Raw genomic sequence first — 24,805 nt, forward strand, 5'->3', positions numbered from 1 at the left:
AATGAAAGGGATAAGCTCTTTTTCACTATAATGAAAATTGCACACCAGCTGTCAACGATTTATTTAATGAAAATGCGCCAACTCACAAAATAACAATAAAGCCTTTGATTTGACTAAATATCACACCTATAGCTTGTTCGTATGAGCGTAATAAGTAAATGCTATCTCTGTCATGAGAGTAATGATTGACAGCGATTTGCTATCAACGATATTCATTATAATGAATTTATCGCCTGATTTTAGGGTGACACTACAAGCCAGGAGAACAAAATGGACTGGAGCAGCATCCACCAGTATCTGCCCTTTTTATTGAAAGGGGCTGAAATGACGATCTATATCACCCTTTTGTCTCTGATAATCAGTACGCCATTGGGGTTGATTTTTGCCGCAGCCAAAATGTGTCCGTGGAAAATCATTTCATGGCCGATCGCCACCATCATTAACATCACGCGTGGTCTGCCGATGATTGTGGTGCTGTTTTATATCTACTTTGTCTTCCCGGATATTGGCATCACCCTCACTTCGTTTCAGGCCAGTGTCATTGGTATCGCCTTTTGCTTTTCCACTTATATCGCTGAAATATTTCGGTCCGGCATTGAATCGGTTGATCGCGGGCAGCTTGAAGCCGCGCGATCAATGGGTATGAGTTATGGCAAAGCCATGCGCCGCGTGGTGCTGCCTCAGGCTTTCCATGTTGCCTTACCTCCGTTCAGCAATACGCTCGTAATGATGCTCAAGGACTCTGCGCTGGCTTCGACCATTGCGGTGACGGAAATGACACGTCAGGGTCAACTGATTGCCGCCTCGACATTTGATAACACCACGGTGTATACGCTGGTGGCGCTGTTATATCTGGTGCTTTGCCTGCCGCTGCTGGCACTCACCAAAAAGCTGGAAAAACGTCAAATTAAAGGGGCTTGAGATGATTGAAATTCATGAAGTACACAAAAAATTCGGCCCCATTGAGGTGCTGAAAGGCGTGAGTTTCAAAGTCAGCGAAGGCGAAGTGGTTTGCCTGATTGGCCCTTCGGGTTCAGGTAAATCAACCATTCTGCGTTGCATCAACGGCCTTGAAACTTATGAAGGCGGCGACATTACCGTGCTCGGCCAGCGCGTCAACAATAAGCATAAGAGCATTAACGATCTGCGGCGTCAGATTGGCATGGTGTTTCAGCGTTTCAACCTCTTCCCGCATCGCAGCGTGCTGGAAAACGTGATGGAGGGTCCGATTCACGTCAACGGTGAATCCCGCAACGTAGCGGAAAAGCGCGCCAAAAACTTTCTGGCAATGGTGGGGCTGGCTGAGAAAATCAACGCATGGCCAGCCCAGTTATCCGGCGGACAGCAACAGCGCGTGGCGATTGCCCGCACGCTGGCCCTACAGCCCAAAGCGATTTTATTTGATGAGCCCACCTCCGCACTTGATCCCGAATTAGTGGGTGAAGTGCTGCAGGTCATGCGCAATCTCGCCCGTGAAGGGATGACCATGATCGTGGTCACCCATGAGATGCAGTTCGCTCGTGAAGTGGCCGATCGCGTCTGCTTCCTGCACAGCGGACAGATTGTAGAACAAGGTCCCGCTGACAACCTCCTGTTGCGGCCGCAAGAAGCGCGCACGCAAGATTTCCTGCGTCGTGTCTTAGGCAATACCGTGGCGCAGCCCTGTTCATGCTGCCAAACGCTGAGTTGAGCGATGATGCCCTTATTTATGCAAGGTGCAGTCAGGCGTTCTGCAGGAACCGACTCAGGTGAGTGACCGGGGCGTTATGAAGGTCACCCACACACCTGCAGCCTGATGTATCCCGGTCATCCAAAAGTTTCTGCCAAAGCCGTGCGAATAATCATTCAAATATGTTATTTGCACGGCAATAAGTCCCCTCAGGTTTTACTGCAATCCCTTAATCTGAATTGAGTTTATTCCCCAATGCACTTTGCCGTTGTGGTGAGTGCTATTTGTCACTGCTTACAGGAAAAAGAACTGATGAAAGTGCAAAAAATTGAACAGCCAGCCTTAATTGAAACAATGGAACCCTGGGGCAGCGTGGAAGGCTTACCGGGCAGCGGCACTATTGCGCTTTCCGGTATCCAGAAAGTGATTCCCGGTAAAGAAGATATCGATACCGGTATATTTGAATGTGCAGCAGGTTCCTATCGTCGCTCAGTTAAACAGGCTGAAATTATGCATTTTCTTAACGGCACAGGTTCATTTACCCCTGATGGCGAAGCAACCCTGAATTTTAAACCGGGTGATTCCTTTTTCTTCGAAGCCAATACTGAAGGGACCTGGGTCATTGAAAACACGATGCGCAAACTGTATGTCATTTTTGATGCCAGCTAATTGGCTTCTGCTTATTAAGAGGGCGCGTTAATTCGCGCCTTTTTTATCTCCTTGCTGTGACATTCCGGTGCATATTGTTTCTCCTTGCACCAGCAAAACTCAGATCTCCTGCTTATTACTGCCCAGAAACGTCAATTAGATCAGGCATAAAAATAATGGCACGCGCCTTGCTATGCAATTGGTAGAGATGTTGGACCAATTAAGGCAGCGCTATGCAATCCCCTTTTGAGCTTCAACCGATAACGACACCGCGCAGTGACACGCTGATTCTTGATGCACTCACGCGTTTTATGGCGCAATCCGGCGCGCAACCGGGGAGTCGCTTACCGCCTGAACGCGAGCTGGCGGAGAAACTCGGAGTGAGCCGCAACACCGTGCGTGAGGCGTTAAAACGCTGGGAGGCACTGGGCATCATTTTGCGAAAGAAAGGCAGCGGCACGTTTTTGCAGGCAGATGTCGGCATCAACGACAGCTTCCTCTCGCTGCGATTCAAAAACGACTCCGCCAATATGCTGCACGCACTGGAGGTCCGTCGCATTATCGAATCCGAATCCTGTGTGCTCGCTGCACAGCGTGCAAGCGCCGAAGACCTGCTGGAAATCGAACAGCGATTGATAGAAATGGAGCGCGTGCATCTGGCGGTCGGCTCGGCCGGTGCCGAAGACTGGGCGTTTCACACCAGCATTTACCGCGCTTCAGGCAACCCTCTTCTGCTGCAAATGCTGAACGGCATTTACGACAGCATGCACGCCTTTTTTGAATCACCACCGGAGCAGGCACTGTTTGCCGACTCCTTCCCGTTACACCGCGATCTCTTCAATGCCATTTCTCGGCGTGATGGCGAAGCCGCGCGCGCCATTTGCCATCAGATTCTCGATATCACTGAACGCGACATGAAGGATGTCATCAATGCCAAACGATAAACCGTTCTCGCAACAAACGCTTTTGTCTCATGATTTACGCTATGAAAAAGGCGCGGTCACTCCGCCAATCTACCAATCATCGCTGTTTACCTTCAGTGATTACGACAGCATGATTGCCCGCTTCCGCGGCGAAAGCGATCAACCACTCTATTCACGCGTCGATAATCCCACGGTTCGAGCACTGCAGGAAAAAGTGGCCGCACTGGAAGGGGGCGAGGCTTGCCTGGCGTTTGGCAGCGGTATGGCCGCCATCAGCAATGCCATCCTCAGCGTACTGCAACCCGGCGCAAAAGTGGTGTGCGTCAATCACGTCTATCCCGATACTTATCGCTTCCTGCGCGGCTTCTGCCAGCGTTTCGGTATCACCACCGAGTTCGTCGATGGTGATGATGAAGCCGCGATTCGCGCTGCACTGCCGGGCGCCAGCCTGCTCTATCTGGAAAGTCCGGTGAGTTGGGTGATGAGCGAGTTAGATCTGAATAAATTGGCCACGCTGGCAGGGGATGCCGGCGCAGTGACGATTATCGATAACAGTTGGGCGTCACCGATTTTCCAACAGCCTTTGCTGTGCGGCATCGATATCGTGGTACATTCGGCTTCGAAATACATCAGCGGACACAGTGATGTCGTGGCCGGTCTGGTGATTGCCAGTCAGCAACACATTGGCAATATCGCACGCCACATCAGCCCCTTCCTCGGCGGCAAACTGTCGGCGCATGAAGCGTCACTGCTGATGCGCGGCCTGCGCACGCTGCCGCTGCGCATGAAACAACATCACCAAAGCGGCATGGAACTGGCGCAAAAGTTGAGTGCCCATCCACAGATTACGGCAGTGTGTCATCCCGGCTTGTCCCCCAAATCCTGGTCATCGCTGCGCGGTTACAGTGGCCTGTTTGCGTTTGAAGTGACCGAACACATCGATATCCCCGCCTTCTGCAACGCCTTGCACTATTTCCATATGGGTGTGAGTTGGGGCGGTTTTGAGAGCCTGGTGATGCCTGCCATTTCGGTCATCAATCAAGCCAGCGAATTTAACTCGGCCGTTGATTTCGGCGTTTCGCCACGTCTGATCCGCATCTCAATCGGGCTGGAAGAAACCGAAGATCTTTGGAACGACCTGCAACAGGCGCTTGCCACCGCAACCCGCGCATAATCACTCCCAGGAGAAGCTGCAATGACGACTCGTTTTGCTATTAACGCACTGGTTTTAGCCATTGGATTGGGTTCAGCACTCAGCAGTATGGCGGCAAAATTAACCGTGGTGGAAGTGATTACCAGCCCGCCCCGCACTGAACTGCTGCAGAAGATGCTGACCGAATACAAAACCCAGCATCCCGGCACGGAAATTGAGTTGATCTCGCTGCCGTGGGGTCAGGCGTTTGAGAAATTAGGCACCATGTTGCAAAGCGGACAAGTGCCCGATGTCGTGGAAATGCCGGACACCTGGCAAGGGCTATATGCCAGCAACAACATGCTGGAAGATTTAGAACCGCGCCTGAAGAACTGGGATGGCACCGCCCAATTAACGGATAAAACGCTGGCGATGGCGCGTGCCGCCAATGGCAAAGCGACGATGATCCCTTACGGCTTCTACCTGCGCGCCCTGTTCTGGAATAAGAAACTGTTTCAGCAGGCCGGATTGAGCGAGCCACCCAAAACCATGGATGAGTTTGCCAGTGATGCTAAACGCATCAGCCAGTTGGGCAACGGCATCAGCGGTTATTGTATGCGCGGCGGCGTCGGCGGCACCAATGCCTGGATGATGTTTATGGCGGCGATGAACGGCTCAGCGGAATTCTTTGATAAATCCGGCAACAGCACTCTTACTCAGCCTGGCGCGATCAAAGGGGCGCAATTGCTGGTCGACATGTACAAACAAGGCGGCGCGCCTAAAGACAGTGTGAACTGGGGCTTTAATGAAATCGTCTCCGGTTTCTACTCCGGTAAATGCGCCATGCTCGATCAGGATCCCGATGCACTCATTGCGATTAAAAACAGCATGGCCGCCGATGATTTCGCCGTTGCGCCGATGCCTGTCGGACCATCAGGTAAAGCCTTCCCCACCATTGGCTATACCGGCTGGGCGATGTTCAAACAGGGTAAACAAAAAGATCTCGCCTGGCCGCTGATCACCTTCCTGAGCAATAAGACCAACAACCTCGCATGGGCAAAATTTGTCGGCACCCTGCCAATTTATAAGGGTGCCGAGCAGGATCCTTTCTATCAAACCCCGCAGTTTGCCGGCTGGTTTAAAGAGTTGAACGATCCGAACTACGTGCCATTAACCATGCCCACACATTTAAAAGGTTGGGGTTACTTCAACTCAGTGATTGTAAAAGAGAGCAGCCAGGAGACGTTGCTAGGAGAAAACGATACCGAAGACATGGTGAAGGACTGGGCTAAGTACCTGACGAAAGAACAGAAAAGCTGGCTCGCCACGCAGTAATCACCGATCGCGCGGAGAACAATGATGATGCTAGAGACTTCACTTGATGCCCGCTCACCGCGCCCGCGCTACACGCGCTGGCTGCGGTTGGCTGAGCCGTGGTTTTATCTTTCGCCGGGACTGCTGCTGATCGCCTTGTTTATTTTTGTGCCGATGGCGATAGGCATTTCCTACGCGTTTCAGAGCATGAACCTGCTCAATCCGATGGATAGCGGTTGGATTGGCTGGGATAACTTTGCCGAGATGTTTGACGATCGGCGCTTTTTTAAAGCGCTCGGTCACACGCTGAACTGGACGCTCAGCTCACTGCTGTTGCAGTTTTTCTTCGGTTTGGCGTTGGCGCTGCTGCTTAACCGCGAGTTTCGATTTCGTCGCTGGGTGCAGGCGCTGGTCTTTCTGCCCTGGGCGGTGCCCGCCTTTCTTTCCGGCCTGACCTGGTCCTGGCTGCTTAACCCGGTGGTTGGCCCGTTGCCACAGTGGCTCAGCGACCTCGGATTACTGAGCGAGCCTTACAATATCTTGTCCGATCCTCAGCTTGCCATGTGGGGGCCCATCATTGCTAACGTCTGGTTTGGCATCCCGTTTTTTGCCATTACCTTACTGGCCGCTCTGCAATCCATCCCGAAAGATCTGTATGAAGCGGCTTCGATTGACGGTGCCAGCGGCTGGCAACAATTCTGTCGCGTTACGCTGCCCTTCCTGGCACCGATGATCGCCATTACCGTCATGCTGCGTACCATCTGGATTGCCAACTTCGCCGACCTGATCGTGGTAATGACCGACGGTGGCCCCGCCGGATCCACCTCGATTTTATCCAGCTACATCTTCACCACCGCCTATCGCAAACTCGATTTTGGCTATGCCTCGGCAATGGCGGTGTTTCTGTTACTGCTGATGACCTGCTACGCGCTGGTTCTGCTGCGCATTCGTCATCGACTGTTGAAATAAGGAGGCGAAATGAAACTGTTACCGATGATTGGCCACCGCGTGAGCATTGCACTCTACCTGCTGTTTGCCCTGTTTCCGCTCTACTGGATCATTAAGATTTCCGTTACGCCGGATCAACTGCTGTTCAGCCAGGGCGTAACACTGTTGCCCGGCGGCTTCACCTTAGGCCACTTTCAAAAAGTGCTGACCGACAGTGATTTCCCCACCTTCTTCAGCAATAGCCTGATCGTCTCTTTCAGCACCGCATTCCTGACCACGCTGATTGCTGCCGGTGCCGGCTATGCATTTTCGCGTTTTCACTTTCGCGGCAAGATGGTGATGGCGGCGCTGCTGTTGTTCACGCAGATGTTCCCGCTGGTGATGATCATCGCCCCGATTTATCGCGTCATGGCTCCGCTCGGCCTGACCAACAGTCTGTTGGGTCTGGTGCTGATTTACACCGCCTTTAACGTCCCATTTGCCACCTTTTTGATGCAGTCATTCTTTGATGCCATTCCAAAAGATCTGGAAGAGTCGGCGATGCTGGAAGGCTGCACGCGTTTTCAGGCGCTGTATCGGGTGCTGGTCCCGCTGACGTTACCCGGAATGGCCGCGACGCTCGGCTTTGTGTTTACCGCGGCATGGAGCGAACTGCTGTTCTCGCTAATGCTGATCAACAAAAACGAAGTGATGACCTTCCCGGTGGGATTACTCAGCTTCGTTTCCAAATTTGCCGTTTCATGGGGTGAAATGATGGCCGCAGCCGTAATGGCGCTAATTCCTGCCTGTCTGTTCTTCGCCTTTATTCAACGATATCTGGTTCAGGGTCTGACCGCTGGCGCGGTTAAGGGGTAAACATGGCAGAAATTACACTGGCGCAGATCGACAAACGCTACGGCAATGTTGAAGTCCTGCGCGATATTAACCTCACCATTAACGATGGTGAATTCGTGGTGCTGGTCGGGCCGTCTGGCTGTGGCAAATCCACCTTGCTGCGCACCATTGCCGGGCTTGAACTGGCGAGCAGCGGCGATCTCCGCATCGGAAAACGACTGATGAATGATGTCGCCCCGAAAGATCGTGATATCTCGATGGTGTTTCAGAGTTACGCGCTTTATCCGCATCTGACCGTAGCGCGCAATATGGGCTTTAGCCTCGAAATCCAGAAACGTCCGCGTGCGGAGATTGAGGAGAAAGTGAAGCGTGCCGCGGATATCCTTAATCTTTCACACCTGCTGGATCGTCGACCAAAAGAACTGTCGGGCGGACAGCGACAACGTGTGGCGATGGGACGTGCGATCGTGCGCCAGCCGCAGGTGTTTCTATTTGATGAACCGCTCTCCAATCTGGATGCACAACTGCGCGGCAAGATGCGCGTCGAGATTAAACGCCTGCATCAGCAGATGAACAACACCATCGTGTATGTCACGCACGATCAGGTTGAAGCGATGACGCTGGCAGACCGGATTGTGGTGCTGAACCACGGGGTGATCCAGCAGGTGGGGACGCCATTGGAGCTGTATGACACTCCGGCCAATAAGTTTGTCGCCAGCTTTATCGGTTCACCGTCCATGAACTTTATCAATGGCGTTGTCACGACAAACGGCGTACGCATCGGCGACAGCGCGCTGTTGCCCGCTAACCCGGCATGGGCCAATCAGCCTGAAGGTCGTGAAGTCATTTATGGCATCAGACCTGAAAACATCGCACTGGCTTCAGCAGGTACTCCACACGCGCTGCCAATGGAGGTTTCTCTCGTCGAGCCCACCGGTTTATCCGAGCTGATCCACGGCAGCTTATTCGGGCATGAGGTGATGCTGTTTACCACCCAACGTTCCGGGGCCGCAGCGGGCGATATTATCGCCGTTGAAGTGGACTATGCGCGTGCGATGCTGTTCGATGCTGCCTCACAAAAGCGCTTGTAATCGCCGCCGTGTTGCTTTAGTGGCAACGCTGCGTTGCCGGGATACCTTTACCCGCTCATGTGCGCGGGTGATAGCCTTGAGGCGAAAACATTCGCCAACGAAACAGGGTTAAGGAGCGTTATGAGCATTATCAATCCCGCCGGTTTAAAGGCGCGCAGCTATTATAATCACGTCAAAATTCGTCCCGGTACGCCGGTTTTCCCGACCGGGCAAGTCGCGTGGGATGAAGAGGGAAACGTGGTCGGCATTGGAAACATGCAACAGCAGGTCGAGCAGGTATATGCCAATATCGATCGTTTGCTGGAGGGGTTGGGTGCAGAGCGCGACTGGATTGTGCGCACCACCACCTATGTCACCGACCTGGCACTGGTGCCGCACATTCATCCGGTGCGCCAGCGTTTCTTTGAAGGGCTAGAGTTGCCTGCCAGCACGCTGTTTCAAATCTCTGCACTCGCCGAGCCGGAATTATTGCTGGAAATTGATGTGGTGATAATGGTGCCTTGAGAGTAACGGGAGGTGGTAAACCTCCCGTTCATTGGTTACAGCGTAGCGAGTTGATGAAACCCGCGATCGTGATACACCATCGGTTGCGCATCCGTGTTCGGATGCACCACTTCGGTCACTTCGCCAAGAAAGATGGCATGCGTATGCCAGTCAACGGTATTAACCAACTTGCAGCTAAAGGCCACCAGCGCGTCCGCCGCCACTGGCGAACCTTCAGCATCCTGCTGCCATTCACCCGTTGCAAAACGTTCCGCGCGGCGCGCTGCCGTACTGAAAATATCCACTAATCCCAGCGCATCAGCCGCCAATACGTTGACGCAAAAATGGCCGCTGCGCTGAATGAGTTCAAACATCGAGGCATGACGATTGACGCACACCAACAACGTGGGGGGTTCAGCGCTGACGGATGTCACCGCCGTGGCGATCATCCCGCCCGGCTGTTGTTGATCAGCGCTGGTAATCAGGCAAACGCCCGCTGCCAGCTGGCGCATACCGCCGCGATAAGCATCAGCAATACCCGGCATCAGAAGTGAATCCGTCATTGTGCACCTGCTGCAGATTGACCGACGATGCGGCCTTCAATCGGATGATGGGGATCGACCGGCCCAAGGCTGGTGCCTTTACCCGGTGACACCAGACGGTCGCAGAACACTTCATCTTCTTCGGACCACGGACAATCCAGCGCGGCAACGCCCTCACGCCACTGTTCAAACGTGCGCGGTCCCACCAGCGTGCTGGTCACGAGTTTATTGCGCATGACCCATTGTTGCGCGAAATGCGCAGGTTGACGGCCGGTGCGTTCGGCATAGGTTGCTAACTCACTGGCCATCTGCAACGACTCCGGACGCCATTCGGCTTCCAGCATGCGCGGATCGGCGCGCCCGGCACGGCTGGTGCTGTCCGGGGCTTCGCCTACCCTATATTTTCCGGTAAGAATGCCGCGCGCCAGCGGGCTGTAACACACGGTGCCGACGCCAAAATAGGCAGCTGAAGGCAGAATCTCCACCTCAGCCTCGCGGTTGGCGAGGTTGTACAGCGGCTGAGTGGCAATCGGCCCGGTAATACCTGCTTCATGCGCCAGGCGCACGGTTTCCGCCAGGCGCCAGGCTTTGAAATTTGATACAGCAAAGTAGCCGATCTTCCCTTCACGGATCAGGTCGGCAAAGGCCAGTACCATCTCCTCCAGTGGCGCGGCGAAATCGGCTTTATGCATGTAAAGCACGTCGATGTAATCGGTGCCAAGACGCGTCAGTGACCCGTGCACGGCCTCGCGAATCCATTTGCGCGACATGCCGCGCTGATTCGGCCCCTCTCCCATCGGATTGCCCACTTTCGTCGCCAGCACCCAACGATGACGATCGGCCGCGAGGGCACGTCCGACTATACGTTCGGATTCGCCTTTGTTATACATATCGGCGGTATCGATGAAGTTGACCCCGCTGGCACTGGCATCGGCGATAATGCGCTGAGCTGTGGCTTCATCGGTGGCCCCACCAAACATCATGGAACCCAGGCAGATTTCGGACACTTTTAGCCCGCTACGCCCGAGATAACGGTATTGCATGCAAACATCCTCATTAGAGAGTGGTGTTCATTGAGGTGCGGCCCTGGAGCCGCCCATTTATGCGGGAATCACCGCCGTGGTGGCGATCTCAACCAGAAACTCCGGTCGTACCATCTCCAGCTTGACGCAGAAACGCGCGGGTAAAATCGCCGGGAAATAGCTGACGTAGATTTCATTGAACTTGTGGTAATCCTCCAGATTGCGCAGGAAGATCTGATTCATCACCACGTGATCCATGCTGCTGCCTGCCGACTCCAGTACCACTTTGATACTGTCGAGCACGCGGCGTGTTTGCACTTCAATATCGCCCACGCCCACCAGGCCACCATCAATGGGATCGGTCGACAACATGCCGGCCACATACACGTGATTGCCTGCTTTCACGCCCCAGTTCAGGTGGTTAAGGCCTGTGGCGGTTTTGCCGATAATCCAGCCTTCGGGATTGATTGCCTGATTCATCTGTCACTCCTGTTAGTTAAAAATGGATTAACGTCCGTTGCCGCGCAGGAACGGACGCCCTAAATCACCCGGCGCGGCGCCCGCTTTGCCCATCATGATCCAGGCGATGAGCGCAACGGCAAACGGCATCGCCATCAGCAACGATGGCGCAATGTTGACGCCCAAATACTGCCCCTGGAACTGCAGGGCTTCGAGCAGACCCAGCACCATCGCGACCAGCAGCACGCGCAGCGGCATCCAGCGCGCAAAGAGGGTAATGGCGATGGCCAGATAGCCGCGACCGGCGGTCATGTTGTCAACGAAGGTGCCACCGGACGCCACGATGCACAGATACGCACCGCCCAGCCCCGCCATCAGCCCGGTAAACAAGGTCGCGCTGAAACGGATACGCAATACCGAATGCCCGGCAGCATCAGCGGCCAGCGCATTTTCCCCGACAGCACGCAGTAACAAGCCCGTGCGGCTAAAGCGCAAAACGCCCCACAGCACCACGGCCACCAGCACCGCGAGATAAAACACCGGGCTTTGGGAAAACAGCGCGCGTCCTACCAGCGGCAGATCGGACAATCCCGGCAGTTTCAGCATAGATACCGCACGCATCGAACCTGCTGGCGGTGCACCGCTCAGCCACAACTGACGCATCAGCGAAGTCGCACCAATGGCAAACAGGTTGAAACCAATGCCCATCACGATTTGGTTAGCACGCGCGACCACCGTGCCCAATGCCAGCAGCAGCGCCGCCACACACCCACCGAACATGCCCACGCCCAGCGCCAGCACGGGCGATCCGCTCCACATCAGCCCGAGCGCGGAACTTGCCGCGCCAAACAGCATTAATCCTTCCAGCCCGATGGTGAACACACCCGCGCGCTCAGAGAGGGTTTCCCCCAATGCTGCCAGCAACACAGGCACACACAGCCTCAACCCCCCAGCCAGAAACAGCGCCAGAGTTACAGTGTTGAATTCCATACCGGCCTCCCTTTCACCAGCATCACGCCACTTAACACCGCCAGAATCAGAATCGGCATACCCCCCAGCACATCCGCCAGCGCGGCCGGAATCGAGAAGGTACTTTGCAACGCCAGCGCCGCACTGTTAATTGCACCGAAATAGAGGGAGACGATCACCGCCCCAATCGGCTGTAATCCAGCGAGAAATGACACCGCCAGCCCTTCAAAACCCAGCCCGGATGAGAAACCATCAATCAGGCGATACTGCACGCCGAGCACTTCAAAGGTGCCCGCCAGCCCACTGACCGCACCGGAAATCGCCATGCTGGAGAGCACGGTTTTGGCGGCAGACTGCCCCTGTAATTTCACAAAGCGAGGACTCTGTCCGCTGGCCCGCAGCTTGAGACCAAACGCGGTATGATTGAGCATGACCCACACCCCCAGCGCGATCAGCAGTGCGAGAAAGACGCCAGCGTGCAATCGCGCGCCCTCAATCAATGGCTGAAACACCCCATCAGCAGGAATTTGCGCGGACATATTGAAGTTGGAGCCCAGCGGACGCAGCGGGCCCTGAACCAGATATTTCAGCGTGTAGATGGCGATAAAATTCATCATTAGTGTGACGATAATTTCATCCACGCCGCGCCACACTTTCAGCAGCGCAGGAATCGCGCCCCAGAAGGCTCCACACAGTGCACCGCTCAGGATGGCGAAGGGAAGCAGCGCGGGCCCCAGATCACCGAAGGCGAGGAATGGCAGCATGGCACCAATCGCCCCCATCTGCAGTTGCCCTTCACCGCCGAGGTTGAACATGCCTCCCCGAATGGCGATTAATGCGCCCAGCGCGACCAGCAGGCGCGGCGTCATAAACACCAGCGTGTCGGAGAGCGCACGCACCGAACCGAAAGCGCCGTCAAAGGCGGTGCTTATCGCCCCTTGCATCGGCACGCCCAGCGCGGTGATTAAAGCCAGCCCCAGAATCAGGGACCCGATAAAAGCACTCAACGTGACCCACAGCGATCGTGAAGCGCTCAGCTGCGCTAATGCCCGACGCAATCCGGCGCGGGTCTCGGTTAAGGCGCTTAATGATTCAGACATGGACTTCTCCTGCACCTTGTAAAGACAGACTACGACCCGATGTCATCAGCGTGCCGATGCGTTCAATATTCATTGCTTCACCCGTGACTTCGCCTGTTATCCGCCCACCGTTCATCACCACAATGCGATCCGAAACGCGAATCAGCTCCTCGATATTGGAGGAGATAATCAGCACCGAGGTACCCGCATCGGCGGCATCGGCCAGCCGCATCAGCACGGCTTCGGCGGCGGCCAAATCCAGCCCGCGCGTGGGTTGATACACCACGATGATCGAGGCGTCCTGCGCCATGGCGCGCGCAACGACGATTTTTTGCTGATTACCGCCCGATAACGATCGGGCCGGGCTGGCGTGTGAATGCGTACGAATGTCGGACTGGTCGATCATCTCGCAGGCGCGCTGCGCAATCGCTGAGTGATCGAGCAGCCCGAAGCGGCGATAGTGTCCCTGCATAATGTCGGGATAGAGCAGATTGTGTGATACCGGTAGATCGAGGGATAACCCTTCGTGATGGCGGTCTTGTGGCACCAGCGCCAGCGTGACCTGTGCATCACTGCGCTGAATTTCACCGCTGTCCGGAACAGACTCACCGGCCAGTAGCGCAAACAGTTCGCTTTGACCATTGCCTTCCACACCCGCTACGCCCACCACCTCGCGCGCCGCTAACCTTAGGTTAATGTCATGCAAACCCGGCGAGCCGCTGCCCGGGCGCACATTCACCCCTTGAATTTTCAGCTGTTCTCCACCCGCGAGACGCTGCGCGCCCAATCGTGTACCGCTGCTAACAGTGCGGCCCACAATTTTCTCGACCAGCTGTTCTGCGCTGCACGCCGCCGTCAGCCCGCTGCCGTTGGTTTTACCGCGACGCAACACCGTATAGCGATCGGCGTGTGCCAGCACTTCATCGACATTGTGCGTGACCACCGCCACCGCCGTGCCTCTATCGCTGATGCGGCGCAACGTGGCGTAAAGTGCGCGGATTTCAACCGGAGTGAGAATGGTGGAGGGCTCATCCAGCAGTAACACGCGCGTGTCATTCACCAGCGCCTTAAGGATTTCCACGCGCTGCTGTAATGCCAGCGGTAAATGACCCACAATCGCGTTAGGGTCGAGATCGACGCCATAACGCTGCATGAAATCGCGAACCCCTGCGTGACGCCGTAACGTTTTTCGCTGTGCACCGCGCGCCACCAGCGCCAGATTCTCGGCCACGCTAAACGGAGCCACCAGCTTGAAGTGCTGATGCACCATACCAATACCATTGGCGATGGCGTCAGCCGGTCGCCGATGAATCACCTGCCGTCCGCCCATCAGTACCCCGCCTGCGCTGGGTTCGTGCACGCCGTACAGAATGTTCATCAACGTGGATTTGCCCGCTCCGTTCTCCCCCAACAGCGCATGGATCTCACCAGGAAACAGCGACAGTGACACGTTTTCCAGCGCCACGAAGCCGTTGGGATAGCGCTTCGAAACATGATCGAGTTCGATTAGCGGGCTGCTCATGCCTTACTCCTCAATCTTCACTTTGCCGGACTTCAGATCGGCGATGACCTGGAACACTTTGTCCTGCACGGATTTGTCGACGTGCGCAAAGGGCGTCGATAACGTCCACCCATTGGTGGAGAGGTTCTCGGTGATGATGCGGTTGCCTAATTGGTGATCGGCATAATGCTTGCCGATATCCGCGTAGGATTTATCAAAGTTCATCACCGTTGAGGTCATGATGGAGTTCGGGAAGGATTTGGATTGATCGGTGTAGGAACCGATGGTCAACACGCCCTCCTCATCTGCCGCCTGCTGGATGCCCGCGTCAGCGGTATCTGCAGAAGGAATGACAAAGTCAGCGCCGCGTGCGATGGCGCCAGTGGCGATCTCTTTGGCACGCGCGACATCGGTAAACGAACCGACATAAGCAGAATCCACCTGCACTTTCGGGTTCACATAGGCAGCGCCTTTCTTGATGAACTGCACGGTGCGTTCAGCGGACGGAATCGGTTCGCCGCTGATCACCGCGATGTGCCCGTTTTTGCTGGCGCTGGCGGCTAACGCGCCCAGCACAAAGCCGTACTCATCCCAATCCACTGACCACGCCGAGTAGTTTGGCAAGTTGGAGGTGGAACCTTCATAGGAATACAACACGAACTGCGTGTTCGGGAACGAAGGGGCAACTTCTTTGATGGCCGCGGAATAACCCGAAGAGTGCGCGATAATTAACTTCACGCCATCCGAGGCCAGCTGACGTAACACCGACGGTGCGGCTTCATAGGTGGTGTGCTCAAGATAGCTGGGCGCAAATCCCTCTTTCGTCGCCATCGACTTAAACGCGGCATACCCGGCCATATCCCACGAGCCCTGCGTAACGGTTTGTGTAAACAGCGCCGCCACGCGCGGTTTGCTCTCATCCGCCTGAATGGCACTGCTCGCCAATACCGCAGCCACAGCAACAGCCATCATCATCTTTATTCTCATCATTTGACTCCCGGTAAAGTGATTTACGTTTTGGCAGGGGAATTCCCCTACGAAGCGGTCATGGATTTTTGATAGGCACGGGCATGGGTATTCACGCCGTGGTGCTCCAGCACTTCCAGTACGTCGGTGCCGACAATGCGCAGGTCATCGATAAAGTCCGGCACGATCACCGTCACACCATCCAGTTGCGCACCCTTCACAATCGCCGCCAACTTGTTGCCGATGGTTTCCGCTGAACCCACCAGCGCGGCACGTGTCATGGAGTTACGCTGTTCCCCCTGTGAAACAAAGCGCTGCGCCATGGTGTTCTGTTTAAAGCTCTTGTCACCGGAGTATTCACGCGTCTGGTTATCGAGCGCGATGGTGTCGACACCGGCGTCATACAGCGCCACACGTTCACGCGCTTCTGCATCGGTGGCGCCCGGGATGATGGTGAACAAGCCGTAGGTTTTGAAATCCGGCTTGCCTTGCTGCAATGCCAGCTCTTTGGCACGCAGCCCGGTTTTGATGAAGTCATCGTGGTCAGAACCCAGCATGAAACTGCCGGTGCAGTGCTCCATGGTGAACAGGAAACCGCGATCCGACGCGCCTGCGCAGATAATCGGCGGCGGCGAAACCGGTTTAGGATTCGACATGCAGTCGGTCAATTGATAATGCTTGCCCTGATGATCAACACGATCCTCCGTCCACAAACGCTTCAGCACCGTCAACCACTCAGCGGCCAACTCATAGCGCTCGGCATGGTCGAGATCCATCCACAACCCCATCTGCCCCTGATCGGTAGGATTCGAGCCAGATACGATGTTGAGGCCAAAACGTCCTTTGGAGATTTGATCCAACACGGCGCTCATTTTGGCGACCACCGCAGGGTGAAACACCATGGTGTGCACCGTGCCCCAAACACCAATCCGGCTGGTGGCTTCGGCCAGGCCCGCCATGGTGGTTAAACTTTCCAGCGTGACGTCCCAGTGTTGCGAGGGACCGCCGTAACCGCGCCACTTCGCCATCGACAGGGCAAAATCAAACCCCAACTGCTCCGCCAGAATTGTCACTTGTTTGTTGTAGTCGTAAGTGGCAGGCAACTGCGGGCTGGTTGTTGAGGTGATCCAACCGCCGTTACCTACCGGCAGAAAGACACCGAACTCCACATTGCGTTGATCAGAATGGCTCATGTGACACTCCTTCATTCATTACGCTGACGCGTGAATGCCCGCGAGAAACTCGAGCGTAATTTGGTTGAATAATGACGTTTCGCTTTCGGAGAAGCTGTGACCACCCTGCGGCACAATTTTCAGCTCTGCGCCGGGGATGTGTTGCGCCAGAAAGCGTGACTGATAAGGCGGCGTGAGGATGTCATCCTCTGCACACAACACCAGCGTTGGCGTTTGAATGGCTGCCAGGTGCGCGGTGGCGTCATGCGCCATAATGGCGTCAATACGGCTGAGCACCACATCACGCGCGGGAAAACGGGTTGCTGAGGCCAGCAATCCCGGCGACAGGGTCTCCGCATGGGTTTTGATATGCTCAGGCGGATACAGGAACAGCGCACTACCGTGCACATACTCTTCCATGGTGCTGCCGAGCAGCAACGCACGGCGCATACGGAAGCACCAGTTAAAATGCATATCTGATTTTGCCCAGCTGGCATATTGCACCATGCCGGAGAGCAAGCCAGGCTGACGCGCGGCCAGCAGCTGGCCAATCGCGCCACCGGTGGAATGACCAATCAACGCAGGTCGCTCCAGCTTCAGCGCAGCAATCAGCGCCAGCAAATCCTCCACCAGCGTGTCAATACTGTAAGGCCCAGCGGGATGATCTGAGCTGCCTGCACCGCGTTGATCGTAAGTCACCACGGTGTAGTGCTGCGCAAAGGCTGCGAGTTGCGGCTGCCAGTACGCGGCGGTGCCGCCGAGTCCTGACACAAAAATAAGCGCCGGACCTGTTCCCTCGATGTCGTAATGCGTTCGAATTCCGTTAGTCATGATGTCCGGCATGGTTTTCCCCTGGTTGGCGACAAGCATTCACTTCTGATGTGTAAACTCTGCGATGGAAAATAAATACCACGCTATTTCGGGCTATCAGTAATACCGAATGCAGCACGCCGCGTTGCCACTTTTAGAACACAAAAAACCAACTCATTAACCCGGTCAATTTCCTCATTTTTTAATTTATGGATAAGAGATGGTTATGACGAAAACGGCGAAAATCACGGAAGAAATCATGATTAATTAAATTCCCGGCACACATGTTTTAGAAATTGATGAGCAGCAAAAGAGAGTGTGCGATCGCGATGGACACATATTTCAATGTTGGCTGATTCCATCGCCTCATTATCGATGGGAATAGCGCGCAACATATTTTGTTCGATCTCGCGGGCAGCGATCTGCTTTGGACCGATGGTCAGAGTGCGCCCGGCAATCGCCATGGCTTTGGTGAGTTCGAGGTTATTGGTATTGACGATGGAGTGCGGATGCAGATGCAGGCTGCGCGTCACTTTATCGAAGGTTTGCCGCATACCAAAACTGGAAACCGGCAAGGCAATCGGATAAAAACAAATATCCTCCAGGCTTAAAGATTGATGTTGTGCCAGTGGATGACCGGGTGAAACCAGGCACTGAATGGGTGCAGCACAGCGTTTAATCACTTCTATTCCAGGGCGGTCACCCATATTAAACACAATACCGATATCAATTTCGTCTCGAATTATCGCTTCAATAGTGCGATCGGATGATTCGCTGTTAATGGAAAACTGTATTGCCGGATAGTTTTCATTAAAGTCCGTCATAATGCGCGGTAGAATGGCCTGCACCACTGCTTCAATGACCCATATTTTCACTTCACCTTCACGCAAGCCTTTTAAATTTTTTATCGACTCATGAATACGGTCGAGATCGCGACACATCTTGCGTGTGAAACCCTCAAGCAATGTGCCCGCTGGCGTTAAACGAATCCCCGTATTGGTGCGTTCCAGCAACATCACGCCGAGCGTGTGCTCCAGCAGAGCAATCTGCCGACTGATCGCGGATGGCGCTACGTGCAAGCGATCTGCGGCGCGACGTATCGATCCTGTCGCAGCGACTTCATTGAAATATTTATAGGTATTCAGGTTCACAGCCTTCTCCAGCAAGTCACGGCATTGATCGCTGGTGAAGATGCAAGAGTTATTCCAGGCGCTGGCGGGCGGGGGAAACGCAACGATACGATTGATGAAGTGCTGTCATTGTCGAAGCCTGAGTGGAATCCGCCAGATCCGTTTCTGACGATGGGCATGAACTTCACGCTACGCCGTGGCATGCATAATGCGGGGTTAGAGGCGTAAAATGGATAAGCTGCATTCCACGTGAATGCAGCCTTTAATCAAAGGCCTAACGCTTTCATCTTACGCCACAGGGTTGTGGTACTGATTCCCAGTAGCTTCGCCGCTAGCGCACGATTTTTATTACTCTGCTTAAAAGCTTGTCGAATTCTTGAGGCTTCATCCAGTTCATGCTCGGTTTCATCCCCCATCAATGACATGCGTGCCGAATCCTGCAATGCCAGTAAAAGCATGGGCATATCCACTTGTTCGCCTTGCGCCATCACAGCAAGCCGCTCGACGATATTGCTGAGTTGACGAATATTTCCGGGCCAGTCCAGTTGGCAAAGATGAGTTAACGCGGCCGAGTTGAGACGAATACTCGGCAGTTTTTGTGACTGGATGATAAATGCGATCAGCTCTGGGATGTCCAGTCGTCGTTTTCGCAAGGGTGGCAAGAATAAAGGCAACACGCAGATACGATAGTAAAAATCCTCACGAAAACGGCCCTGACGTATTAACGCGGGTAGGTCCTTGTTACTGGCGGTAATAATGCGGATATCTACCGGCGTGACTTTGCTATCGCCAATGCGCATGACTTTACGTTCCTGAATGGTACGTAAAAGCTTTAATTGAATTTCAGGAGAGGTTTCGCTGATTTCATCTAAAAATATTGTCCCGGTGTGAGCCATTTCAAACATCCCGGCTTTACCTTCACTTAATGCCCCGGTGAACGCCCCCTTCACATAACCAAATAACTCGCTCTCCAACACACCGGGGGCAAAGGCAGCGCAATTGATAGCCACAAAAGGGGCACCTGCGCGTTTTGACGCATTATGTATACCTTGGGCAAACAACTCTTTACCGCTGCCAGTTTCACCCTCAATCATTACCGTGCTGTCTGTAGCGGCAAAACGCAACGCCAGTTGTTTCACTTGCTGCAGCGCCGTACTATTCCCAATGATGTCTGTAAACGTTTTCTCAGCAATGTGCGCCCGGGCGCTCAGCCGTCGCATTTTTTGTTCCAGGGTTTTAATTTCTTGCTGTTTTTGTAATGTACATACGGCACCGACGACTTGCTCGTCCAGGATGATCGGCGCAATATTCACCGTTAACGGCATATGTCCTGCTTCGACCAACACGCCATTTAATGCACTACCGCCTTCAAACACCAGCTGCACGTTATTCAGTAAGGTGCTATCTTGCAATGCTTGTCCGGGAAGAAGCGGCAATAACATCTCCCGAGCGACGGCATTCATATTGGTCACAATGCCGGAGCGGTCAATACTGAATATACCTTCGGATACACAGTTGAAGATGGTATCAATCATGGTATATCGGCTCTCCAACTCAATGCGCTTTTCAGCCCTTTCTTGCTCAATCCTCAATTGATGCAACGCTTCGTTGACGGCCTCTAGCGCCGAGTCTTCATCGGCATAAGACATCACATAATGTAAGCCGTGACTCGTCACACTTTGCTGCAATGACAAACCACCAATAGCAACTTTAAAACCTTCAGCGACCAGCCGTTGAATACTACGTTCGGTTTCCTGCGGTGTATCAAAGGGATCAATAGCGCATACCCGGACATCTTGCATAAAGGGGCGCGATTTGTTCAGTATTTCCTGATATCCCTCAGAAGTGGCGAGAAATACCACTTTATCCGCGATTTTGCGTGCATGAGTCCATGCATTGAAGCAATCAAAGAAAGTATGTCGCACCTCTACCACCGGCACGTTGAAATGCGTACGGAGTAGCTCTGCGGTTTTCCCACGGCTAATCAACACGCTCGCCCCCTGCTCAATCAGCCCCCGCGCCGTTTCAACAGCCGTTTGCTGTGAAGCTTCCGCGATAATGATGGGCAGCGTTTTACCTTCGACAATTGACGTCAGGGTAGTTGTTAATCGGCTTGAAGGTGAGATAACGGCGATGCTCTGCATAGGCCAAACTCTTGATGATTGCATATCATTGCAGAGTATTTCATGCACCTTTCATTGCAATCCCTATGAGATCGATATGCGATCCAGGTCAACATAATTAAAACCTAATAATCACAATTATTTAACGCTGCATCCTACTGAATCTTATCAATAAAAATTATCAACTTGCATTTTTCCTTATGATTCCTCTTCTTCTGGCACGTTCCTTGCCCCTATTCCCTTACTGACCACGAAAAGGAATGTTGTATGGATTTAGTCTTTATTGGTTTTGGTGAAGCCGCATGGCAGATAGCAAGTGGTTTGCATAGCTCGGGCGCAAAATTGGAGATGGCAGCCTATGATGTGCAATCCAATCATCCACTTCTCGGGCCGCAGATTCAGCAACGCGCACAAGATACGAAAGTGACGCTCCTGGCCTCATCGGAGGATGTCAGTCGCACCAATGCGCGTTTTATTCTCTGCCTGACAAGCGCGACAAGCGCTTTGCCTATCGCGCAGCAACTCATCCCACGCCTGCACGCTGACCAGGTTTATGTTGATATGAACTCGTCCGCACCCACCGTTAAGCAAGATATTGCTGCTCTCGCAAAGCAGCACGGCATTCGCTTTTGTGATGCTGCAGTAATGGGCACCGTTCCGGGCAATCAACATCGTGTCCCTATGCTGCTCGCCGGCGAGGGTGCTGACAGCTTTCACGAAACGTTCAGTGTCTATGGCATGCGACTTAGCATTCTGAATGGAGAAGCAGGAGCAGCCTCTGCTATCAAAATGCTGAAGAGTGTTGTGATGAAAGGCTTACCGCAGCTCTTCATTGAAGCTTTTCAGGGTGCAGAGAAGTTTGGCGTAGTGGATACCCTCGCTGCATCACTGGCTGAATCGTTGGAGGGTAAAACTATTCAGCAACTCGCCAACACCTTCACTGCCCGTACTTTCATTCATGCCGCCCGCCGCAGTGCCGAAATGCGAGATGCTTTAGCCACGTTACAAGGGGTTGGCGTTAATAGTGAAATGACTGAAGCCACGCAACGAAAGCTAGATTGGCTGGCTAAAGATGACTGGAAAAGCCTTCTCGGCGCAAACGGCAGCGATATGCCCTATCAGGACGCGATACGAATGCTGGTGAAACATACAAATGGAGATAATCATGACAGCTTATAAAGCCTTACCCGACCTTATTCCTCAATCATTGCTGGATCGTGCTCGCGCACTTAGCCCGGCGTTATTATGTGATGGCATGCAAAGCCTGGGCATTCCACGCAACGGCTGCATGGATGCCGGTCTCAACCCACTTGATGATCGCAAGGTCATGGTCGGCACGGCCTGCACGGTAGACACCGAGGACGGCGATAATTTCCCGATCCATGTCGCGATTTATCAGTCACAGCCTGGCTATGTGCTGGTCATTGCCGGTAAAAATTATCCTGAACGCGCCTATATTGGCGATCTACTGGTGGGTGCCGCACAAGCCGTTGGCTTGAGTGGCGTGGTGATGGATGGATATGTGCGCGATAAGACCGGACTTGCAGAATTGGCCATCCCCGTTTATGCACGTGGCATCATGCAGCGCAGCCCCATCAAACGCGGTCCCGGAAAAATCAACACGGTCGTTCAATGCGCCGGCGTTGAAGTGGTTCCCGGTGATCTGATTGTGGGTGATTGCGATGGTGTAACGGTTATTCCTCGTGATCAGGTGGAAGCCGTTTTAGCTATCGCAGAAAAAAAAGCCGCGTATGAAGATGAGAGACGCGCTGCTATTCATGAATATGCACGTTGTCGGGAAGATAATTTGCCGCTACCACCCCTCGCCCCCTCATGGGTAACGGACTTGCTGGCAGAACAAAAGTAACCCTGAAACATCGTACCCTACACATTATAAAAAATGAAAATATGGAGACGCTTAGATGGTAACGATTCTAGGCTACGTGCTGATCGCAGCATTTCTTATCCTTGTGATAAAACAAAAACTCTCACCCTTCACTGGATTAATTGTGGTTTCACTCTGCGTGGGCATTGTGCTTTGCCTGAGCAGCGGAATCCCTTTAGATAAACTGCTCACCTGGATGAAAGAAGGATTATTCTACTCTCAGAATGAGAGTGGAAAAATCTCATTGGGGACAGTCAATCCGACAATAATGATTCTATTTGCCGTTCTTTATTTCAGCTTAATGATGAACGTCGGCTTGTTTGATCCGCTTTGTACTTATCTCATTCGTAAAGCTAATGGTGATCCGCTGAAGATTATCCTGGTCACTGCCTTTACCTCTTCAGTCGTTACCTTAGATGGGGATGGCACCACGACTATTCTTATCATCACCACGGCTTTTATACCCCTATTTAAACAAATGGGTATGAAACTCTCTAATCTTGCCATGTTAATTATTTTGCCTTGTGGACTGGGCAACTGCCTACCCTGGGGCGGCCCTCTGGCGCGTGCAGCGGCAGTGCTTCATCTTGAGGTCAATACTCTTTTCGTCGCCATACTGCCCATACTGGGAGTTTCATTTATTTACGTATTCTTCATGGCCTATGTTATGGGTACAAAAGAGCGTAAACGTTTAGGTTATGAAAAAGGCAAAAAAGCCATTGTCACACCTCAACAAATTGATGACATGGTTAACGTCATTAAGAATCATGACAAAGAACTAAAACGTCCCAAACTGTTTTTATTTAACTTAATACTCACGGTTGTTTTGTTGGTGATATTAATCATGGGATGGGCAAGTGGTGCAATGGTCTTCCTTGTCGGTACTGCATTGGCTTTAACAGTCAACTATTCGGCAGCCGATCAGCGCACACGTATTATTGAAAACGGCGGTGATGCCGTCGCCGTCTCATCATTAATCATCGCTGCTGGATGTTTTCTCGGAATATTTAATGGCAGCGGAATGTCTGCCGCTGTCGCACAACATATGGCGAGTCTGATTCCAGAGTCAATGGGAAGTCATACTGCACTATTGTTCTCATTTATTGGTGCGATTGCTTGTTATGCATTGCCAGTAGATGCCTATTATTTTGGCATTTTGCCGGTTGTGGCACCGATTGCGCAGTCGTTTGGCATCACTCCCACTGAAATTGGCGTCGCCTCTTTTATGGGACAAGCATTGCGTTATGCCAGTCCAACAGTCCCATGGCTTTTCCTGTTGATGAGCCGCACCGAGATGAGTTTTGGTGACTATCAAAAAACATTCTTTAAATGGTCAATTCCAATGTTCTTTATCTTTATTGGGATGGCCATTGTAACCGGGCAGTTACCGTTGGGAATTTAAAACACTGGGGTCGCTATCCGTAGCGACCCCAAAAATGCAGACCTTCTTCAGCGGTCAGAACCCTCATATCACCTCCGTGTTATAGCGCCATCTCTGCGCATCGTGGCCATTGTGCTCTTTACGGTAAGCCGCTTAAATTAATAATTATTCTTAAATTCAAGGCAGTAAAGGCAACCCCGTCATCCCCTTCACTTCCTTAAGCACAAACATACTCTGCATCTCTTTAATTCCCGGCAATCGCCGAATAACCGACATCGCAAAGTCCGCATAGGCATCCATATCTGCCGATACCACCTGCAATAAGAAGTCTGCATCGCCGCCAATACTGTAGCAGGAGACCACATTTTCCAGCGCGGTCACTTCTGCTTCAAATTTACGTGCTTCGGCTTCGCTATGACTGTCGATGCTGACACGCACGAACACCATCACATTCAGGCCAATCTTGCGCCGGTTAAGCACGGCGCGATAGCCCTGAATTACCTCATCTTCTTCCAGCTTGCGCACTTTGCGCCAGGTGGGCGATGCCGACAACCCAATCGCATCAGCAAGATCCTGATTCGTCACGCGCGCATCCTGCTGTAAATGTTCCAGTATTTGGATGTCTGTCTTGCTTAAACTCATTTAAGGTTAATCCTTTCCATTGATAGCGTTAAACAGGAATATTTATCCTTAATTCATGCTTTTTTCCATAAACTCCGCAAGC

Annotated in this window: 25 protein-coding genes; 13 read left to right on the forward strand and 12 right to left on the reverse strand. The window is 53.1% G+C overall.

Going from position 1 to position 24,805, the window contains the following annotated elements:
- The first annotated feature begins 270 nt into the window (after positions 1-270).
- The 10 genes from IAE30_RS01240 (at position 271) to IAE30_RS01285 (ending at position 9,063) form a co-directional block, all read left to right on the forward strand.
- The gene (locus IAE30_RS01240) at positions 271-921 is read left to right on the forward strand and encodes an amino acid ABC transporter permease (protein ID WP_045815369.1); all 651 of its coding nucleotides are present in this window, start codon (positions 271-273) and stop codon (positions 919-921) included.
- Position 922: 1 nt separating this feature from the next.
- Positions 923-1,690, forward strand: a complete 768-nt coding sequence (locus IAE30_RS01245) for an amino acid ABC transporter ATP-binding protein (protein WP_200677924.1) — start codon at positions 923-925, stop codon at positions 1,688-1,690.
- Positions 1,691-1,981: 291 nt separating this feature from the next.
- Positions 1,982-2,338, forward strand: coding sequence for a cupin domain-containing protein (locus IAE30_RS01250; protein WP_045815471.1), 357 nt, complete (start codon positions 1,982-1,984; stop codon positions 2,336-2,338).
- Between the two features lie 212 nt (positions 2,339-2,550).
- On the forward strand, positions 2,551-3,261 hold the full coding sequence (locus tag IAE30_RS01255) for a FadR/GntR family transcriptional regulator (protein WP_045815371.1): 711 nt from the start codon (positions 2,551-2,553) through the stop codon (positions 3,259-3,261).
- Entirely contained in the window at positions 3,248-4,414 is a 1,167-nt protein-coding gene (locus IAE30_RS01260; RefSeq protein ID WP_200677934.1) for a PLP-dependent transferase, read from the forward strand. Before IAE30_RS01255 ends, IAE30_RS01260 begins: the two co-directional genes overlap by 14 nt.
- Before the next feature lie 21 nt (positions 4,415-4,435).
- Positions 4,436-5,707, forward strand: a complete 1,272-nt coding sequence (locus IAE30_RS01265; protein WP_200677936.1) for a sugar ABC transporter substrate-binding protein — start codon at positions 4,436-4,438, stop codon at positions 5,705-5,707.
- Between the two features lie 21 nt (positions 5,708-5,728).
- Positions 5,729-6,655 (forward strand): carbohydrate ABC transporter permease, encoded by a 927-nt coding sequence (locus tag IAE30_RS01270; RefSeq protein ID WP_231638519.1) that lies wholly within the window; start codon positions 5,729-5,731, stop codon positions 6,653-6,655.
- Between the two features lie 9 nt (positions 6,656-6,664).
- On the forward strand, positions 6,665-7,489 hold the full coding sequence (locus IAE30_RS01275; protein ID WP_200537742.1) for a carbohydrate ABC transporter permease: 825 nt from the start codon (positions 6,665-6,667) through the stop codon (positions 7,487-7,489).
- A 2-nt stretch (positions 7,490-7,491) separates the two neighbouring features.
- Positions 7,492-8,559 (forward strand): ABC transporter ATP-binding protein, encoded by a 1,068-nt coding sequence (locus tag IAE30_RS01280; RefSeq protein WP_200677938.1) that lies wholly within the window; start codon positions 7,492-7,494, stop codon positions 8,557-8,559.
- A 120-nt stretch (positions 8,560-8,679) separates the two neighbouring features.
- Complete coding sequence (locus IAE30_RS01285; RefSeq protein ID WP_200677940.1) at positions 8,680-9,063, forward strand: RidA family protein; 384 nt, start codon at positions 8,680-8,682, stop codon at positions 9,061-9,063.
- Between the two features lie 35 nt (positions 9,064-9,098).
- Here the strand turns inward: IAE30_RS01285 and IAE30_RS01290 are convergent, their stop codons facing one another.
- The 11 genes from IAE30_RS01290 to IAE30_RS01340 all read right to left on the reverse strand — a co-directional run bounded on the left by IAE30_RS01290 (position 9,099) and on the right by IAE30_RS01340 (position 20,836).
- Complete coding sequence (locus tag IAE30_RS01290) at positions 9,099-9,605, reverse strand: flavin reductase family protein (protein ID WP_045815378.1); 507 nt, start codon at positions 9,603-9,605, stop codon at positions 9,099-9,101.
- On the reverse strand, positions 9,602-10,627 hold the full coding sequence (locus tag IAE30_RS01295) for an aldo/keto reductase (protein WP_200677950.1): 1,026 nt from the start codon (positions 10,625-10,627) through the stop codon (positions 9,602-9,604). The genes IAE30_RS01290 and IAE30_RS01295 overlap by 4 nt, the downstream gene beginning before the upstream one ends.
- 57 nt (positions 10,628-10,684) lie before the next feature.
- Positions 10,685-11,086 carry a RidA family protein gene (locus IAE30_RS01300; protein WP_045815380.1) on the reverse strand — a complete coding sequence of 134 codons (402 nt, stop codon included), beginning with the start codon at positions 11,084-11,086 and terminating at the stop codon, positions 10,685-10,687.
- A gap of 27 nt (positions 11,087-11,113) precedes the next feature.
- Positions 11,114-12,055, reverse strand: coding sequence for an ABC transporter permease (locus tag IAE30_RS01305; protein ID WP_200677952.1), 942 nt, complete (start codon positions 12,053-12,055; stop codon positions 11,114-11,116).
- Entirely contained in the window at positions 12,037-13,134 is a 1,098-nt protein-coding gene (locus IAE30_RS01310; protein WP_200677954.1) for an ABC transporter permease, read from the reverse strand. The genes IAE30_RS01305 and IAE30_RS01310 overlap by 19 nt, the downstream gene beginning before the upstream one ends.
- Complete coding sequence (locus tag IAE30_RS01315) at positions 13,127-14,635, reverse strand: ABC transporter ATP-binding protein (protein WP_200677956.1); 1,509 nt, start codon at positions 14,633-14,635, stop codon at positions 13,127-13,129. Before IAE30_RS01315 ends, IAE30_RS01310 begins: the two co-directional genes overlap by 8 nt.
- A 3-nt stretch (positions 14,636-14,638) precedes the next feature.
- Positions 14,639-15,604: a BMP family protein gene (locus IAE30_RS01320; protein ID WP_234472648.1), complete on the reverse strand. Its 966-nt coding sequence runs from the start codon at positions 15,602-15,604 to the stop codon at positions 14,639-14,641.
- Between the two features lie 44 nt (positions 15,605-15,648).
- On the reverse strand, positions 15,649-16,773 hold the full coding sequence (locus IAE30_RS01325; RefSeq protein WP_200677958.1) for an LLM class flavin-dependent oxidoreductase: 1,125 nt from the start codon (positions 16,771-16,773) through the stop codon (positions 15,649-15,651).
- Between the two features lie 18 nt (positions 16,774-16,791).
- Complete coding sequence (locus IAE30_RS01330) at positions 16,792-17,622, reverse strand: alpha/beta fold hydrolase (RefSeq protein ID WP_234465398.1); 831 nt, start codon at positions 17,620-17,622, stop codon at positions 16,792-16,794.
- Between the two features lie 203 nt (positions 17,623-17,825).
- On the reverse strand, positions 17,826-18,713 hold the full coding sequence (locus IAE30_RS01335; protein WP_160867672.1) for a LysR family transcriptional regulator: 888 nt from the start codon (positions 18,711-18,713) through the stop codon (positions 17,826-17,828).
- Between the two features lie 245 nt (positions 18,714-18,958).
- Entirely contained in the window at positions 18,959-20,836 is a 1,878-nt protein-coding gene (locus IAE30_RS01340; RefSeq protein WP_200677967.1) for a sigma 54-interacting transcriptional regulator, read from the reverse strand.
- 246 nt (positions 20,837-21,082) lie between these two features.
- On the opposite strand from IAE30_RS01340, the gene IAE30_RS01345 reads away from it, so the two are divergent.
- From IAE30_RS01345 to IAE30_RS01355, 3 genes are read left to right on the forward strand one after another with little or no spacing between them, the layout of a single operon-like run.
- On the forward strand, positions 21,083-21,994 hold the full coding sequence (locus IAE30_RS01345) for a DUF1932 domain-containing protein (RefSeq protein WP_200677968.1): 912 nt from the start codon (positions 21,083-21,085) through the stop codon (positions 21,992-21,994).
- Entirely contained in the window at positions 21,981-22,682 is a 702-nt protein-coding gene (locus IAE30_RS01350; RefSeq protein WP_200677969.1) for an RraA family protein, read from the forward strand. Before IAE30_RS01345 ends, IAE30_RS01350 begins: the two co-directional genes overlap by 14 nt.
- A 55-nt stretch (positions 22,683-22,737) precedes the next feature.
- Positions 22,738-24,102 carry a CitMHS family transporter gene (locus IAE30_RS01355; protein ID WP_200677970.1) on the forward strand — a complete coding sequence of 455 codons (1,365 nt, stop codon included), beginning with the start codon at positions 22,738-22,740 and terminating at the stop codon, positions 24,100-24,102.
- Between the two features lie 156 nt (positions 24,103-24,258).
- Here the strand turns inward: IAE30_RS01355 and IAE30_RS01360 are convergent, their stop codons facing one another.
- Positions 24,259-24,723: an Lrp/AsnC family transcriptional regulator gene (locus IAE30_RS01360; RefSeq protein WP_200677971.1), complete on the reverse strand. Its 465-nt coding sequence runs from the start codon at positions 24,721-24,723 to the stop codon at positions 24,259-24,261.
- Positions 24,724-24,805 lie beyond the last annotated feature (82 nt).

It is taken from the genome of Pantoea sp. S61 (assembly GCF_016625145.1).
Lineage (GTDB): Bacteria > Pseudomonadota > Gammaproteobacteria > Enterobacterales > Enterobacteriaceae > Pantoea > Pantoea rwandensis_B.